The organism is Pseudoalteromonas sp. S2755, assembly GCF_005886535.1.
Classification (GTDB): Bacteria; Pseudomonadota; Gammaproteobacteria; order Enterobacterales; family Alteromonadaceae; genus Pseudoalteromonas.
Genome location: NZ_PNDS01000107.1, coordinates 54,355 through 71,623, shown reverse-complemented (window position 1 = coordinate 71,623; position 17,269 = coordinate 54,355). Strand labels below are relative to the sequence as shown.

The 17,269-nt window shown below is 41.7% G+C and carries 10 protein-coding genes; 7 read left to right on the top strand and 3 right to left on the bottom strand.

Features of this window, described 5'->3' with window-relative positions:
* Window positions 1-390 precede the first annotated feature (390 nt).
* Window positions 391-1,713 (bottom strand): response regulator c-di-GMP phosphodiesterase, NosR family, encoded by a 1,323-nt coding sequence (gene nosR / locus CWC03_RS16935; protein WP_138582886.1) that lies wholly within the window; start codon window positions 1,711-1,713, stop codon window positions 391-393.
* A gap of 404 nt (window positions 1,714-2,117) precedes the next feature.
* Here nosR and CWC03_RS16930 point away from each other — a divergent pair, with 404 nt between their 5' ends.
* The 6 genes from CWC03_RS16930 (at window position 2,118) to CWC03_RS16905 (ending at window position 13,249) form a co-directional block, all read left to right on the top strand.
* Complete coding sequence (locus tag CWC03_RS16930) at window positions 2,118-5,231, top strand: glycosyl hydrolase family 18 protein (protein ID WP_138582885.1); 3,114 nt, start codon at window positions 2,118-2,120, stop codon at window positions 5,229-5,231.
* A 46-nt stretch (window positions 5,232-5,277) separates the two neighbouring features.
* A complete protein-coding gene (locus CWC03_RS16925) occupies window positions 5,278-6,705 on the top strand; it encodes a lytic polysaccharide monooxygenase (RefSeq protein WP_138582884.1) in 1,428 nt (475 codons plus the stop codon).
* Window positions 6,706-6,757: 52 nt separating this feature from the next.
* Window positions 6,758-9,226: a glycosyl hydrolase family 18 protein gene (locus tag CWC03_RS16920; protein ID WP_138582883.1), complete on the top strand. Its 2,469-nt coding sequence runs from the start codon at window positions 6,758-6,760 to the stop codon at window positions 9,224-9,226.
* Window positions 9,227-9,392: 166 nt separating this feature from the next.
* Entirely contained in the window at window positions 9,393-10,154 is a 762-nt protein-coding gene (locus CWC03_RS16915; RefSeq protein WP_138582882.1) for a substrate-binding periplasmic protein, read from the top strand.
* On the top strand, window positions 10,151-12,085 hold the full coding sequence (locus CWC03_RS16910; RefSeq protein ID WP_138582881.1) for a RecQ family ATP-dependent DNA helicase: 1,935 nt from the start codon (window positions 10,151-10,153) through the stop codon (window positions 12,083-12,085). Before CWC03_RS16915 ends, CWC03_RS16910 begins: the two co-directional genes overlap by 4 nt.
* Window positions 12,086-13,249, top strand: coding sequence for an anhydro-N-acetylmuramic acid kinase (locus CWC03_RS16905; protein ID WP_138582880.1), 1,164 nt, complete (start codon window positions 12,086-12,088; stop codon window positions 13,247-13,249). It begins immediately after the preceding gene.
* 3 nt (window positions 13,250-13,252) lie between these two features.
* Here CWC03_RS16905 and CWC03_RS16900 read toward each other — a convergent pair whose 3' ends face one another.
* A complete protein-coding gene (locus CWC03_RS16900; protein WP_138582879.1) occupies window positions 13,253-13,732 on the bottom strand; it encodes a hypothetical protein in 480 nt (159 codons plus the stop codon).
* A gap of 136 nt (window positions 13,733-13,868) precedes the next feature.
* Window positions 13,869-15,008 (bottom strand): Na/Pi symporter, encoded by a 1,140-nt coding sequence (locus CWC03_RS16895; RefSeq protein WP_138582878.1) that lies wholly within the window; start codon window positions 15,006-15,008, stop codon window positions 13,869-13,871.
* A 328-nt stretch (window positions 15,009-15,336) separates the two neighbouring features.
* Between CWC03_RS16895 and CWC03_RS16890 the strand changes: the two genes are divergently transcribed.
* Entirely contained in the window at window positions 15,337-17,247 is a 1,911-nt protein-coding gene (locus CWC03_RS16890) for a sensor histidine kinase (protein ID WP_249314062.1), read from the top strand.
* Window positions 17,248-17,269 lie beyond the last annotated feature (22 nt).

The following is a 17,269-nucleotide window of genomic DNA, read 5'->3' as shown; positions in this document are numbered from 1 at the left end:
TTTGAAGGGTGAAATAGCATATTAGCTTCGTTAAAAACTTCTCATTTAGAACAACTAAATAGCAAAATTTTTGCCTTGCTACTAAAGCTATTTCCCCGCTTCAAGATAGATCATTTACTTAATACAACTGGTATTACAAGAGTGGTGGAGTACTCTTGAGCCTATGTATTTTAGTTTGATAAATAATTTTAAAATTTAAAAGTTTAGCTAAACTTAATTAAAAGCTTTTACTGTATGATGTGTTCTCTAGTGTATCACACTGATACGATACGGTTAGTCACAAGCCTCTGTAAGTCGCTTTAGTAGAAGGCTCAAAAGCTAAATTGGCTATCATCTATACTCAATGTCAGTAAATAAATATCCAATAAAACAATCGCCGATAAGTTCGTATCATCGCTTAACCATAATGCGAAAGGGGATCGGGCGTAGTGTTTCCAATTGCTTAAGTTTATCTATCGACTTATCGGTGAAGACATGGCCTTTCGGTAGCAGCAAAATTCCTTGATTACTGTGAAGCGCCAAGCCCAATATCATACCTGCCTTGAGTTTTTCGGTTGTCAATATATCAACCGAACCGACTTGCTCTTGGCCTAGCTCGTTGTTATTCGATACTTTCTCTAAAACATCAACGACTTCTGGGCAGTAAAAACTTCCTCTATAAGTTCGAATAAGATCTAACGCTAAATCAGCTTTCTCTTTATCAGAACCGTTAGCACTGTATAAATTGTCATAATAATCTCGGGCGACTGCAAGAATTTGTGAACCCAAGGGAATTTCTTTTCCTTTAAGACCTTTTGGGATCCCTTGGCCATTAAATTTTTCAAACTGATGGTAAATTGCCTCGGAAACGTCAGATAAGTGTTGCGCTGGCATCAACATAAGTTGTGCGATGGAAGGATGCGTATAATAAATTTTCTTTTGTGCGTCGCTAAGCTTTCTTGGTGGCGATCTATAGATTTCTGGATCCATAGCAAGTAAACCTACTTCAGCTAAATACCCAGACATCATAGCCGTTTCTGCTAATTCATTAGAAAGCTCTAGCTCCTTAGCTAGAATTTTACATAATTTGGCAATACTTTTCGCTTTTTTTCCATCTATAAACGGATTCGCATTCAGAAAATTATAAAGTAATTCGACGGTCGCCCGGTGTTCTTTACGTTCTTTTTGATTAGCTTGCTCTAATTGACTTAATACTTTGCGGATTTGCATAGTCCGCTTTTGTACAAGTCCTTCAAGGTTTTCATTTAACTCCGTAAGTTTCGCATTTTTTTGTACGATCTCTTCACTTAGCTTCTTATTAACGATTTTTAATCTATATTTCTCTGAACATTCCCTCACAGCATGTACTAAAATATCGTTATCCCAAGGCTTTTGAATATACGCATGGATCCCACTTTCATTAATGGCTTTTATTGTTGAAGCAAGATCAGAGTATCCTGTAAGTAATATCCGCTGCGTATCTGGGCAAATACGCTTTACTTCATGCAAAAATGTAGCGCCATCCATTTCTGGCATTCTCATATCACTAATAACCACTTCAAAAGAAGAGTCTCGGACCAATGCCAAGGCTTGCTGCGGATCACTACAGAGCTCGGCGTGTATTCCATTTTGACGGAATAAGCGATTTAACGACCGTATTACATTCGTCTCATCATCGAGACAAAGCACGCGTATCGCTTCTGTTGAAGTCGTTGCTTGCTCGGCAAATTCCAAAGTTTAATCTCCTAAATGAATTAATTTAAATTTAGTTCAAAAAGCACACCACGACAAGAAACCGTTAAAATACGCCTTAAGTCTAATATTCCCCTTAAACCTTTTTAATAACTTTTTAATATATGCTTAAGAAACAAGCTAGTAACAGTATTAAATATTGAGAAGTAGGCTAATAACTATCGCTTAATATTAAATAATTACAAATTTATTTCCAGCATCGTAGAAGTAAAACTAAGCATAATAATCAATAATTTAGTGTTACAGTTTGATGAATCACAAAGCCCAGTTTACGCTTACGTTAACGTTACCAACAAGATAAAAATGTTGTTGCCATATTGAATTTATGTGTTAGCTTTATGTTGTTATTGTTAACCAAATACAATAAATGGTTGGAGAACCAAACTATGAAACAACATGTAAAGACCCTAAAATTATCGCAAATGGCTTCTATCCTAGGAGCCATTTTCTGCGCTAACTCATATGCTTATAATTGTGACGGCTTGCCTGAATGGTCACAAAGTTCAGCATATAATGGCGGTGCTCAAGTTCAGAAATCGCAACAAGCTTTTGAAGCAAAGTGGTGGACCCAAGCTGACCCAGTTACCCACTCGGGACAGTGGGACGACTGGAAAAAATTGGGCGATTGTGACAACGCTGTCAATAACACACCACCTACAGTGCAGAGCTTACAGCCAGCTGACGGTACCGCTTTCACTGAAAATGACAGCGTTGCCATTTCTGTAAATGCAACAGACAATGATGGCCAAGTAACACAGGTAGAGTTTTTTGTAGATGGTACGTCAATTGGTATCGATACCACAGCGACAGGTGATAATTTTTCATTTAACTGGTCAGCAACCGCTGGGACACACGCAATTTCAGTAGTTGCGACAGATGACAAGCAAGCAGAGTCCAACACGTTAACAACAAATATTATCGTTAATACGGCAGGAAATCAGTTACCCACAGCGAACCTTTCGTTAGGTGGAGGTAGTGATCTAGTTATTGATCAACCTGTAGATATCGTTCTTGATGGCTCGGATCCTGACGGCTCAATAGCAAAACTAACGCTGCTTATTAACGACCAAATCGCATTTGAAAGTACAACAACACCAGCTCAGCACACCTGGACACCAACACAACTTGGTGCGGTAACATTAAAGCTTATTGTTGAAGATAATACCGGTGCAACGGCTGAGAGCATACTTAATGCAAGTGTGATTGACACACCTCCAGTTGCAAACAGCTGTGTTCCACATGGCCTTTACCAGACTCCCAACACTTCGCCTAACTACTGTGATATTTACGATGAAAACGGCCGTGAAAAAATGGGAAGCGATCACCCAAGACGTGTCATAGGGTACTTTACTAGCTGGAGAACGGGTAAGAATGGTCAGCCTATCTATTTAGTTGATGATATTCCATGGGATAAGATCACCCATATCAATTACGCTTTCGCGCACGTTGATGCCAATAACAAGGTTTCAATAGGTAACCCAACTGCACCTAACAATCCTGCAACGAATATGACATGGCCAGGTGTTGCTGGGGCAGAAATGGATCCATCTCTTCCTTATACCGGCCACTTTAACTTACTGAACAAATTCAAGAAACAGCACCCTGATGTGAAGACTTTGATCTCCGTAGGCGGCTGGGCGGAAACTGGTGGCTACTTTGATGAAACAGGTAAGCGTGTCGCCAGCGGCGGCTTCTATACGATGACTACCAATGCAGATGGAAGCGTGAATCATGCAGGTATTGATGCGTTTGTAGCAAGTTCCGTTGAATTTATCCGTAAATACAACTTTGATGGTGTCGATATCGACTATGAATACCCATCTTCAATGAATGACTCTGGTCACCCCGATGATTTTGCAATATCTAACCCGCGTAGAGCAGCATTGAATGCTTCTTATCAAGTATTAATGAAAAAACTGAGAGAAGCATTAGACCAAGCAGGCCAACAAGACAATACTCATTACTTACTAACGATTGCATCACCATCTTCTGGTTACCTTCTACGTGGTATGGAGACATTCCAAGTCACCAAGTATCTAGACTATGTCAATATCATGTCTTATGACTTACACGGAGCGTGGAACCAGCACGTTGGTCATAACGCATCGCTATTCGACACTGGCGAAGATTCAGAACTTAAGCAGTGGAATGTATATGGCACCAAAGAATTTGAAGGAATTGGTTACCTTAACACTGACTGGGCGGTCAAATATTTCAGAGGCTCTGTCTCTGCAGGACGGATCAACATTGGCATCCCTTATTATACTCGGGGTTTTAGAGATGTTACTGGCGGTACAAATGGTTTATGGGGACAGGCTGCATTGCCTAACCAAGCTGATTGTCCTCCTGGAACTGGTAGCGGCGAAAAGAACAAGTGCGGTAATGGTGCAGTAGGTATCGATAACTTGTGGCACGACAAGAACGACGTTGGCTTAGAAGTACCGGCAGGTTCGAACCCACTTTGGCATGTTAAAAACCTTCAAAATGGCGTATTAGGTAGTTACCTAAGTGATTATGGATTAGACCCAGTTAATAACCCTGAGCATCAAATTAATGGCAGCTATACGCGCCATTACGATTCTGTTGCCGTTGCTCCTTGGCTCTGGAACGCCACCAAGAATGTTTTTCTATCTATTGAAGATGAAGAATCAATGGCCGCCAAAGTCGACTATGTCATCAACCAAGAACTAGGCGGTATCATGTTCTGGGAGCTTGCAGGTGATTTCGATTATGATGCAAGCAAGAATGAATACTTTATGGGTTCATCGCTAACAACCTTAGCCTACAACAAGTTTAACCAAAGTGGCACGCCTTACTCAGTTAAACAAGGAAATAAGACCTTTGTAAAACCAGCGTCGGCTGTTGATGTAACCTTCGTAGCCAAAGATTTCCCAGCCGGAGATGCTAACTATCCAATTGCACCAACTTTTGCCTTTACCAACAACTCAGCAATAGATTTGAGTGGCGCAAAAATTTCGTTTGATGTTCCTGTGGCAACATCGGCAATTTTTAAATCGAACTGGAATGCACAAGAAAAGCTAGGCATGGCAGTGGACGTAAATGGCTCAAATGCTGCGGGTAATAATATTGGCGGCTTCGAGAACGAATTCCATCGATTCTCAATCACGCTTGTGAATGAATGGGGTGGTACGCCTAAGTCTTTTGCTCCGGGCGAAACCATCAATGCCCAAGTTATGTACTACATGCCTATTTCTGGCCCTGTTAACTTTGTGATTGAGAAAGACGGAAACCGTTATGCATTCACCAGCGAATATAACGACCTACCAGTCGCAGCACCTGGCACAGGACCTACCGATCCGGTAACTAGCTGTAAAGGCACACCTATCAGTCAAATTGTGGTTTACCCTAATTTGCCACAAGGTACACATGCTGCTCAAGGTGATTTAATTGTTGAAGGAAACGCGGTGTATGAAGCGAAGTGGTGGAGCAATAAGCAGCCATCAGTCAGCAGCGACTATACCAAGGTTTGCAATTTGTAAATAGTTAATGGGGAGCTTTGCTCCCCTTTATAAAAGGCGAATAAGCATGAATAGTTTACACCGTAAATATGCGCTTGGTCTTTTTGGCGCAACCTCGGCTTTGCTTTCAAGCGCAGTTTCAGCTCATGGTTTTATGGACTTTCCCAAAGCAAGGCAAGCTATCTGTCAAGCGCAAGGAGGTTATTGGTGGCCAGATGATGGTTCAAATATCCCAAACCTAGCGTGCCGAGCAGCTTTTCTAGACTCAGGCCATTTTCAGTTTGTGCAAGAGCATGAGTTTTCAACCAATACCGCTGACTACAATAATCTAGAAGCGGTAAAAGCGAATATCCCCAATGGTACGCTTTGCTCAGCTGGTGACCCAAACAAAAGTGGCATGAGTGTTGTTTCACCACACTGGCAGCGCACAATTGTAGAGCCAAACGCCCAAAATAAACTTGCCATTAGCTTTAGGGCGACAACCCCCCATAACCCCAGCTTTTGGCAGTTTTTCCTGTCAAAGCCGAACTATGATGGCGATACATCTCCACTGACTTGGAATGATTTAGAGCTTATTAATGAATTTGGCAATATTGATTTCGTTGTGGATCCTGAAGGTAAACGCTTCTATAAAATGGAAATAGATATACCGCAAGGCCGTGAAGGCAATGCTGTATTATATACCCGTTGGCAGCGGTTTGATGTCGCTGGGGAGGGATTTTACAATTGTTCTGATATCACAATAACCTCAACTGGGACACCACCAGAGTGGGTGAGCAGCGGCTATTTCGTAAAACAAGGCCAAGATGCTAATGCCGGCGATAGCGTGTGGTTTAGGGTATTTGACCAATCTGGGAACGAATTAATTAGCCATAATCTGAACGTAACCTCCACTAATGCATCAACATGGCAAGCTGAGTTAGCTCTTTATCTTAATAACAACTACGGTAATAAGGTCAACATTGGTATTAAGCAACCGAACGGCTCAATCGCGTTTGATCCTAACGCCTTATTGGCAAACGAAGTATTTTTGCCACATGCCGCTTACACCAGCAATCTTAGCATCGTAAAAGGCGGCGACAACACTGCCCCTACGGTGAACCCAATTTCTAACCAAATTATCTCAGAAAACAGCCAAGTGACCGTGCATGCACATGCATTTGACGACCAAAATGATCCACTATCGTTCATTTGGAGCATTCCTGCACCACTTAGCTTTAGTGGCGAAGGTGACACCATTACCATCTCAACACCTGAAGTTAGCGCTGATCAAACCTTTCAGGCTGAACTTAATGTCACCGATGGAAAAGCAAGCACAACCGTAAGTTTCAAAATTACCGTTCAAGATAGCACCAATAACCAATACCCAGCTTGGAGTAGCACAACTACTTATGTCGCAGGCGACAGAGTAACGCATAAACAAAAAGTATATGAAGCCAAGTGGTGGACGCAGGGAGAAGAACCCGGCACATCCGATGTTTGGAAAGCAATTTAAAGAAAACCCAAATTAACTGGGTACAACATGTAACTACAATAAGGTTGAAGATATGAAACTTAACAAAATAACCAGCTATATAGGACTTGCCTTACTGAGTGGCGGGGCACTTGCCGCTCCTTCCACACCAACGCTAGACTGGCAGCCACAACAGTATTCGTTCGTTGAGGTTAACGTTGATGGGCTAGGCTCTTACAAACAACTGGTTAAAGCCAAAGAAGTTGTCGATATTAGCATCAAATGGAATGCATGGAGTGGCTCTGGCGGCGACAACTATAAAGTATATTTTGATGATCAGCTAGTTAACCAAGGTGCGCTTGCAGCTGGTACTAAAAGTGGCGTAGTACAATTTCCCTATACTAAATCCGGTCGCCATCAGCTTTATTTAGAGCTATGTGAAGGTACTGTATGTGCAAGAAGCGCAGGGAAAGAAATCGTTATTGCCGACACAGACGGCGCACATCTCGCGCCACTTCCTATGAATGTAGATCCTAATAACCGCAATAATGGGACAATTCCAGGCCGGGTAACGGGTGCATATTTCGTTGAATGGGGCATTTATGGTCGTGACTACGACGTAACTAAGATCCCAGCGCATAACCTATCTCACATTTTATATGGCTTTATTCCTATTTGTGGTCCTAACGAATCACTCAAATCCATTGAAAATGGTAATAGTTGGAGAGCGCTACAAACTGCATGTGCTGACTCTCAAGATTATGAAGTCGTCATTCACGACCCTTGGGCAGCGGTGCAAAAATCTATGCCAGGGGTGGATGCCAAAGATCCTATTCGCGGTGTTTATTCTCAATTGATGGCACTAAAACAACGTTATCCAGATCTTAAAATTCTCCCTTCGGTAGGGGGATGGACGCTATCAGATCCGTTCCATGGTTTTACAAATAAAGCAAACCGCGACACTTTCGTCGCATCTGTAAAACAATTTCTTAAAACTTGGAAATTCTATGACGGTGTAGATATCGACTGGGAATTCCCAGGTGGTGATGGTCCAAACCCAGATTTGGGCGATCCAGTTAACGACGGTCCAGCATATGTGGCGCTAATGCAAGAACTTCGTGCAATGCTAGATGAATTAGAAGCTGAAACTGGCCGTCAATATGAGCTCACATCGGCAATAGGTGCAGGTTACGACAAGATTGAAGATGTAGATTACCAAGCTGCTCAGCAGTATATGGACTATATCTTTGCGATGACCTATGACTTTTATGGCGCTTGGAACAATGAAACGGGTCATCAAACTGGTATCTATTGTGGCTCTCATCTAAGTACAGATGAATGTAACGGTACAGGTGTTGATGACAATGGAGTGCCACGCAAAGGCCCTGCATACACTGGCGACCATGCAATTCAGTTATTACTTCAACAAGGTGTACAGCCCTCTAAGCTCGTTATGGGCGTTGCAATGTACGGCCGCGGCTGGGAAGGTGTACTAGATGCAAATACCACTATTCCAGGCAATCCAATGACAGCGCCAGGCAATGGGCCGTTGACTGGTTCCACAACTGACGGAGTTTGGGAGCCGGGTATTATGGATTACAAGGCTATTGCAGCAAACGCTGTAGGCCAAGGTGGTTCAGGCGTTAATGGTTATGAAGTAGGCTACGATGAGCAAGCACAAGCAGCATATGTTTGGAACAGAAGTAACGGTAAACTCATCACTTACGATAGCCCGCGCAGCGTTATCGCAAAAGGCAAGTATGCGAACACTCATCAACTGGCTGGTTTATTTGCTTGGGAAATTGACGCTGATAATGGCGACATTCTAAATGCGATGTATGATGGCCTTACAGCGGGTGAGATCCCTAATCGTGCTCCTTCTATCGGCGTTTCTGGACCAATCAATGTGACCTCAGGTCAGGTTGTGAATGTTGATGCGCAAGCAAGCGATTTAGACAATGATCCATTAACCTACTCATGGGTTGCTGCGCCTGGGTTGGCTTTATCTGCTAACAACACCGCAGCTGTCGCTGTAACTGCTCCATCAGTCACTCAGCAGACAAGCTATGACTTGACTGTAACGGTCAATGACGGCACATTGTCAACAACCAAAACAGTCGCTGTAGTTGTAAACCCAGAAGGTGCAAATGCAGCGCCAGTCGTTACACCGGTTTCAGATATTACGGTTAACGAAGGAGCCTCGGCTACCATCAACGTATCAGCAACTGACCCTGAAGGCGCAGCGCTTAACTATAACTGGAATGCACCAGCCGAACTGAGCGTTGCAGCAAATGGTAGCTCAGCGACTATTACTGCTGCAAATGTCACTGCCGACACAACCGTGCCAGTCACAGTTACCGTATCAGATGGGGTTAACGCTGTTGATACAACATTCAATGTCACTATTAAAGACGGTGGCGCCCAATACCCGACTTGGGATCGCTCTGCCGTATATGTTGGTGGTGACCGTGTAATTCACAATGGTAATGTCTTTGAAGCAAAATGGTGGACTCAAGGCGAGGAACCTGGAACTGCTGCTGTATGGAAAGCAGTAACTAACTAATCTAACCATTCCCAATTAATGAGCTTGCCGGTCAAGCTCATTTTTTATGCATACAAACATAAAGTTACCCAGAATCTGGCTTTTATCACCAATTTCTTCTTTCTTTTTCTGCTTGGTCTTTCATAATGACATAATGAACTTCATAAAAGAGTCATAAGTTCTGGTAGTGCTTACTCGTCTATTCGCTTTGTTATTCGTTTTAGTTTTTCCAAAAAGCTACGCTTCCGATTGCGCGGAAAAGTCATCCCTAAAAATCGGCATTGGCTCTAGCTGGCCACCTTTTGTTATGTATGGCACTCGCCCTTATGGTATAGACGTAGATATCACTAGAGCAGTGTTTGAGCGCGCTGGGTTTTGTATCGAATTCATTCAACTTCCTTCGTCAGCACGTGGGATCACCGAGCTTGAGAAGGGCTTAATTGATGTCCTGCCATCCGCAAGTTTTAGCGTTGATAGAGCAAAAATCGCTTACTTCTCCTCGCCATATCGGCGTGAAAAAATGCGCTTGTTTGCTAACAAGGAAATAGATCTCGATAGCAACTTAATTGAGCTATTTTCTGCAGGCTATACATTCACGGCTAATCCCGGCGCCTACTACGGTGAGGAAGTGAAGCAAATAAAAAAAATCGATTGGTATGACAAGCGGTTGTTTGAAATCGCGAGCTTGGACAGACGAATAGAAATGGTGGCTAAAAACCGCGTAGATTTTCTGATTGAAGATGAAGACGCAGGCTACTACTATATCAACAAGCTAGGCTATCAAAGCATTCAGCTACACCCTTATGTAGTTAACGATAACGCTATTCATTTTATGCTTGGACGTCATGCATTTAAGCGTAGTGACATTGAGCGGGTCAATGAAGCAATTACCAATTTAAATGGCACAATAGCGAATATCTCAGAAAAATATAGAAAAGATTCAGGATGACTCAACAGCAGCAACTCTTTCAAACATTACAAAGTACATTTGGACATACGACACTTCGCCCGGGGCAATCGGAAGTCATAGAATCTATACTGCAAGGCCAGAGTGCAATCGCTATTTTTGCAACTGGTGCAGGCAAGTCGTTGTGTTATCAGTTACCAGCAATCATGAAGCAAGGGGTGTGCGTAGTCGTTTCACCGCTACTGGCATTGATGCATGAACAACGAGATTACCTGCAAAGTAAAGGGGTTGAAACAGCTTGTCTTGATAGTACTCAAAGCAAAGAGGAAACATTACGCATAGAAAATGCGGTGCGAAACAATGCTCTTAAAGTCCTCTTTATATCTGTCGAGCGGCTGAATAGCCAAAAAGCACGAGCTCTATTATCACAAAGCAATATCTCTTTTCTTGTCATTGATGAAGCCCATTGTATTTCTGAGTGGGGGCATAATTTCAGGCCAGATTACCTAAAAGTGGCTAAATATCGATATGAACTTGGTATCAATCAAGTGCTATTACTCACTGCGACAGCAACAAATAAAGTTGCACGCGATATGGCAGATAAATTCGATGTATCCGATCAAAATATCATCAGAACGGGCTTTTACCGTAAGAACCTATTCTTAAGTGCGGCGTATATTAGCGAATCTCAAAAAGACGAATATTTACTCGCCTTTTTAAAAAAAGCAAAAGGCGCAGGTATCGTTTATGTCACGCAGCAAAAACAAGCTGAAGAAGTAGCAAAAATGATAACTGCTTGTGGCTTTCCTGCAGAAGCCTTTCATGCATCATTGCAGAGCGAGAAAAAGGCCCAAATTCAAGCTGACTTTCTAGCGAAAGCTGATCTTATCGTTGTAGCGACTATTGCGTTTGGTATGGGTGTAGATAAACCCGATGTTCGCTGGGTATTACATTATGATATGCCAAAATCTATTGAGGGATATAGTCAGGAAGTGGGTAGGGCAGGCAGGGATGGCGAAAATGCACATTGCGTTGCTTTAATTAATAATGAAAAAATTGCCACACTAGAGAACTTTGTTTATGCCAGTGCATTAGAGCGAGAGTCATTAACGCTGCTTTTTAACGAACTTTTTGGTGAGCCAACTACAGATTATCACCTCAATGAATACGAACTTGCCTACAAAACCAATATCAATCAATTGGTATTAAAAACACTTATTGTCCAGCTCGAACTGCAAGGTTACTTGCAGGTAAACTACAGCTACTTTGCGGAGCTAAGTATCGCATTCATCCAAGACAAAGATAAAATATTAGCCAAGTACTCGCCTGAGCGGCAACTGTTTTTGACTCAGCTATTCTCGTGTTTTGAATTCAAAAAGAAATGGGGATTACTTTCACATCAAGCATTAAGCGAGCAAAACATCTCACAGGCTAAAGCCCAAGAAGTCGTTGAGTATTTGCAAAACCAACAACTGATTGACGTAAAAGTCGCTAAATATACATCGGTTTATTCAAAGCCTGTCCAACAAGTCAACATTAATGAACTAGTTGAGTCTTTCTACCAGCAATCACAAATTAAAGAGCAAGGCGAGCTTGCAAGGCTAAGACATTTACTCAAATTTTTCCAACTGACTTCCTGTTACCACAAAGCGCTCGCCAGTTATTTCGGCGACAACCATGCTCCCGATCATTGTGGCCATTGCGGTGTCTGCAGCGGTAAGCATCTGATCGTCAATGCACAAGAAAGCCACGAATTAGATATTGAAACAACACGGAATATGTTAAGAGACGCTTCACAGTTTGCGTCGCAACGCGGCGTTAATTTTTCTACTCATCTCAAAACATTGTTTTTATTAGGCTTAAATTGCCCTTATTTTACTAAATATAAATTCAGACAACTTGAAGGATTTGGCAGTTTATCCGGCGTAAAGTATGAAAAGGCAAAAGCATTGATTATGGAGCGCGCATTATAAATGAAAACCGATATTATTAGACTCGCCACGATCGCGGAAAAAAAGACCAAATATATACTCGGACTAATGAGCGGAACCTCATTGGATGGATTAGATATTGCGTTATGTAAAATTGAAGGTGCCGGGAAAAGTACACAGCTAACGGTCGAACAATTTACCACGATAGAATACAACCCTTCGCAAAAGCAGCTTCTCAGTGACCATGCATCTAAATCTCAGGTAAATCTTAAAACGTTATGTCAATTAAATGCGTGGCTAGGCGAGTTGTACGCTAGTCTAATCAATAATGCTTTGGCTGAGTGGCAAGTTGCAGCCGATACTGTTGATTTAATAGCGAGTCATGGACAAACACTTTACCATTGTCCGAAACAAGCCTTTGCTGACTTTGAAAAATTAAATAGCACCTTGCAAATAGTTGATGCCGATATTATTGCGACAAAAACAAACATCATCACCATTGCAGACTTTAGACAGAAGCATATCGCCAAAGGATATGAAGGAGCGCCTCTCGTGCAATATGGTGACTATTTATTATATTCGAGCACGAGTATCGATAGGGTTTTGCTCAATATTGGCGGTATTTCAAACCTTACTTATTTACCAAAAAACTGTACACTTACGCAGAGTATAAGTAGTGACATTGGTCCTGGAAACACATTAGTAGACCAATATTGCCGCCACGTATTGGGACTGCCATTCGATGAAAATGGTGAGATTGCGTCAACTGGCAAAATTCAATTGCCATTTCTCGAAGCTTTACTGTCGCACCAATTCTTTGAGATGCCACTTCCAAAATCAACTGGACAAGAGTTATTTAATCAAACCTTTGTGCATCATGCATTGGATGGAAAAGATTATAATCATGAAGATATCATCACGACACTGACTGAATTCACAGCTATCACTGTCGCAAATGCGGTGAATGAGCTTGGTACAACTGAATTAGAGCTATATATTAGCGGAGGTGGTATTCATAATGTATTTTTAATGGAGAGAATTGAAAGGCATCTGAGTAACCATATTTTACTCAATGACTTCTCACAACTTGGGGTAAACCCCGACGCCAAAGAAGCCGCTTTATTTGCGCTACTTGCGAATGAAACCGTATCAGGTGATAGCAATGCGCTGCCTTTTTCTATGGGTAAGATTTCATTACCAACATAGCCGCTAAAAAACGGATAATACTGCGCTGATCGCCGAGTTAAAAATACGTTTGAAGCCAGTAGTCTCGGTTTTGATAAGCTCAGATACTGGCTCGCTTACGGTAATTCTCTCATTCAATATGATATCAAACTCAGCTGCATTTTTTAGGTAGTCGTGAAGCCCCACTAGGTTCAATTGCATAAAGTAAGGACCAGCATCAAGCGATTGCTTTACTTTAATTTCGGCAATTTTCGTGAGATAAGACTCTGGGTCAACCACCAAAGAGACCTCGCACTTCGCATTTCGCTCGCCTTGCTTTGTCAGTACAACGTTAACTCGGTCATCAATGCGTGCATCCATTGGCAACTCTATCACCAAAGAAAGTCCTTGCTCACCTGGTTGCAGAATAAGTTTCTCATAGGGCTGAACAGCACGGTACTGTCCCCTCATAGAACTTGTGATCTGTGCTGCATTAAAACTAAAAATACCAGGTTTGCTACTCATTACTTTCTTTCGTTATTTACAAGACAATGTTAATTATCTCAAAGCTAGATTACAGAATTATGACTTATCAATTAAAGGCTAAAAAAGTCAAAGCTCGGCAATACCGAGCTTAAAATGCATTCTTTGTTCGTTTTATTTATCGTACTGCGAGCATAATGAGTCCCGGAAATACAAAGAATGAACCTAATACGTAAGCCAAAGCTGCTGGTTTATTCTGTGCGCCAATTTCCGCTAGCTTCTCAGCTAGGCGAAGCGGGATTTCTCTCAGTAACGGTAAGCCATAAATAAGTGTCACTGCAAAAACGTTAAACATGACATGCACAAGCGCAATCGTTAATGCGACTTCTGCAGCAGGACCTGTGATAGATGTCGCCGCTAATAAAGCGGTAATTGTAGTGCCTATATTTGCACCTAGAGTGAACGGATATATCTGACGAGTGGTAAATACGCCGCTGCCAGCGAGCGGGATCATTAAGCTAGTTGTTGTCGACGACGATTGTACCATTACTGTAACTACAGCACCCGAACCTATACCAACAAATGGACCTCGACCAATAGCACTGTGTAATAACTCTTTAGCCTTACCAACCAATGCCTTTTTTAGTAACTTGCCTAAATAGGTCACGGCGAACAAAATCATCATAATACCGATAATGACCATAGCAACACCAGCCGCAGTGGAATCTAGGAAGCTAACGCCATCTTTAACAACGCCAACCGCTGGTTTGACTAAAGGTTTAATAAAATTATAGCTTTTTAGGGATAAATCAGCGTCACCGACAAAAATGTGGGCCAATCCAGATGCTAACTTCTCAAAAATACCAAACATGATTTCGAGCGGTAGAAAAATAGCGACGGCTAATAAATTGAAAAAGTCATGTACGGTGGATGCAGCAAACGCTCTTCTAAACTCTTCTTTACTACGAATGTGACCGATAGAAACGAGTGTATTGGTAATCGTCGTACCAATGTTTGCCCCCATCACCATAGGAATTGCTATGTTTATTGGTAATCCACCAGCCACGAGGCCAACAATAACTGAAGTCACCGTTGATGACGACTGTACCAATGCAGTTGCCAAAGCCCCTAAGAGTAGAGCAACAATTGGATTGGTTGCAAATGCGAAGATCTCCTTCGCGCCTTCACTTCCACCTGAAGCCAACTTAAAACCGCCACTCACAGTTCCCACTGCGACTAAGACTAAGTAAACAAGTAATACGATTGACAGCCAGTTTAAAAGTTTAGCTGATGCTGAAGTCTGAGATTGATTAACCATAGTTTCGCTCTTAGAGTAAGTAATGTTCATTCATTACACTTTTATGTCAGTCGCGCATTTAATCATTCAATTGTTACAGTTATATTTCAGTTTTATGTAACTCGACACGTATGCTCATTTTCTCATCGCATTTTTTGAAACAATGGTAACTGATAGGAGTAATATACTGTTTTTAGTGATTATTAGTTATGTGCTGCATTTACATTTGTTTACTTCTCCAAATTTGATCCACATTTGCTTCACTATTTAAAAGTAGGATTTAGCTATAATTATTGTGCCTTGTATCACTATGTTAAGACTCTTCCTGTTATTTTTTATGCTTTTTTCTATGGCAGCTGATGCAGTTGACTTTACGCCTAGGGCCGAGCGTAGAATAAGTGAACCATTAACAATCCACTTTGGAGAAGTCGATACTGCGCAATTATCTTTGGCGCTCGGCATAAAAGAGCGTGAGAGCCAATCCATTGTAGAGCTACTTTCAAGCCAAGCGCCTGAGCTAAAGAATGAGTCTTATCAGTGGACTACAATCACGCCAGATATGCTTGTATCCGAGGGTAGAAAATACATCGCATTTGGCTTTGCTAGATTGCCTTGGCTAAGCGTTGCTTTGGTTAACAACGGCGAAGTCTCATTTTTAACGCAACATACCCTGGATACTGGGTTTAATATTCGGGAGGTGGAAGCACCTCAGTTATATCTTCCGATAACAAAAGAGCACTTAGAAGGTGCAAGTATTATTGTCCGCTATCAAACTTTTGCGGATGCCCCCGCCGACCTTAGATTAATTAACGATAATGAACTAAATAGTAATGTTCTCACCAGCACGGTTACTAACGCTGCGCTAAGTGGGATCATAGCCGCCGTGTTTGTTATTGTCTTAGTTAACTTTTACTTTAATGCCAATTTGACCAACGCTTACTATTGCCTCTGGACGCTATTGTTTTTGCTTATTGTTTTGGATATGTCAGGGTTCACATTTCAATATTTTTGGCCTTCACAAGGCAAATTTGCCGGCTTATTCTCTGCTTGTTTGATGACTTTTGTCCCAGTATTCCACCTTCTTTTCATTAAGCAATTTTTGCAACTAAAGCGTAGAAACGAAACCTTACATTTTTTATATAATGGATTTTTAGCGGCTTACCTGCTGCTTATCCCAGTGGCAATCTACTCAAAATCTGTTCACTACAACCTAATATTAAGCTTGAGTATCATCCCGCTATTTCTTTATACCAGCTATTGGTCTTTGAAACAGGGCGCTCCTGGTTCTGCAACTTTTTCCCTCAGCCTGCTAAACCATGTCATTTTTGTAAATTTCATTGCTATCGGTGGGACTATGTATGCGGGTTTTATCAATGTTCATCATATATCAAGCGCGATTAAATTTGGCTACTTAATTGAGGTCATGTTATTTACGCTGGCACTTGCGCAACAAAATAAGTCAGCCCAAAATAATTTGTTATCAACGCTGCAAACTCAAGTGAATGTACTCTCGAATACAGTACAAACAGAAAAACAGTTCAACCGTCAAAATCAGCAGGCGTTAGAAAAGAAAGAGCAACGTCTATTTACTGATCTCTCTCATGAGCTGCGTACACCACTTACCGTCATGAAGGTGCAGGTTGAATCTCTACAATACAATATCGTTGAGAATGTTCAGGAGAGCTACGGCAAGCTCATGGATAAAATTGACGAGCTAAATCACTTTATTAATCAATTGATGCTGGTCACTGACAATGAAAAGTTAGCAACTATGCTTAACCTAAGAGACTTCACGATCTGTAAACTGGTAAATCAAGTACATACAAAGGCTGCTGGGTTATTTAAGGATAATAAGGAGCAATTAGAGCTTAACTATCAAATATCTGGTTCAGAAAAAATAACCATCGACCTAGACGCAATAACTAACTGCGTCCTTGAAATTTTAGGTAATGCGATTAAGCATGGTGGAGAAAAAGTCCAAGTCAAGATGAGCTTCTTTAGCGTAGACAACAACTTGATCATTCGTATTGAAGACTCAGGCACTCCACTATCCTATGAGGCGCACCAACAACTATTCGACCCACTTTACAAATCACAATCTGCAAGAACCAATTCGCGAAAATCCAAGGGGATGGGCCTTGCGATGTGCAAAAAAGTGGTAGAAGCCCATAGTGGACAAATTGAATCCTTTAATAGCCTATTAGGCGGGTTGAACATGGAGATCAAGCTACCGTTAACAAAAGCCCCCGCTTTCAACTGATATGCAAAAGTATGTTTTCACG

Bases quoted from the DNA above. Each gene is read 5' to 3' on its own strand.
- CWC03_RS16925 (WP_138582884.1), top strand. From the start codon at position 5,278: ATGAATAGTTTACACCGTAAATATGCGCTTGGTCTTTTTGGCGCAACC.
- CWC03_RS16900 (WP_138582879.1), bottom strand. From the start codon at position 13,732: ATGAGTAGCAAACCTGGTATTTTTAGTTTTAATGCAGCACAGATCACA.
- CWC03_RS16890 (WP_249314062.1), top strand. From the start codon at position 15,337: ATGGCAGCTGATGCAGTTGACTTTACGCCTAGGGCCGAGCGTAGAATA.
- CWC03_RS16910 (WP_138582881.1), top strand. From the start codon at position 10,151: ATGACTCAACAGCAGCAACTCTTTCAAACATTACAAAGTACATTTGGA.
- CWC03_RS16895 (WP_138582878.1), bottom strand. From the start codon at position 15,008: ATGGTTAATCAATCTCAGACTTCAGCATCAGCTAAACTTTTAAACTGG.
- CWC03_RS16930 (WP_138582885.1), top strand. From the start codon at position 2,118: ATGAAACAACATGTAAAGACCCTAAAATTATCGCAAATGGCTTCTATC.
- CWC03_RS16905 (WP_138582880.1), top strand. From the start codon at position 12,086: ATGAAAACCGATATTATTAGACTCGCCACGATCGCGGAAAAAAAGACC.
- CWC03_RS16920 (WP_138582883.1), top strand. From the start codon at position 6,758: ATGAAACTTAACAAAATAACCAGCTATATAGGACTTGCCTTACTGAGT.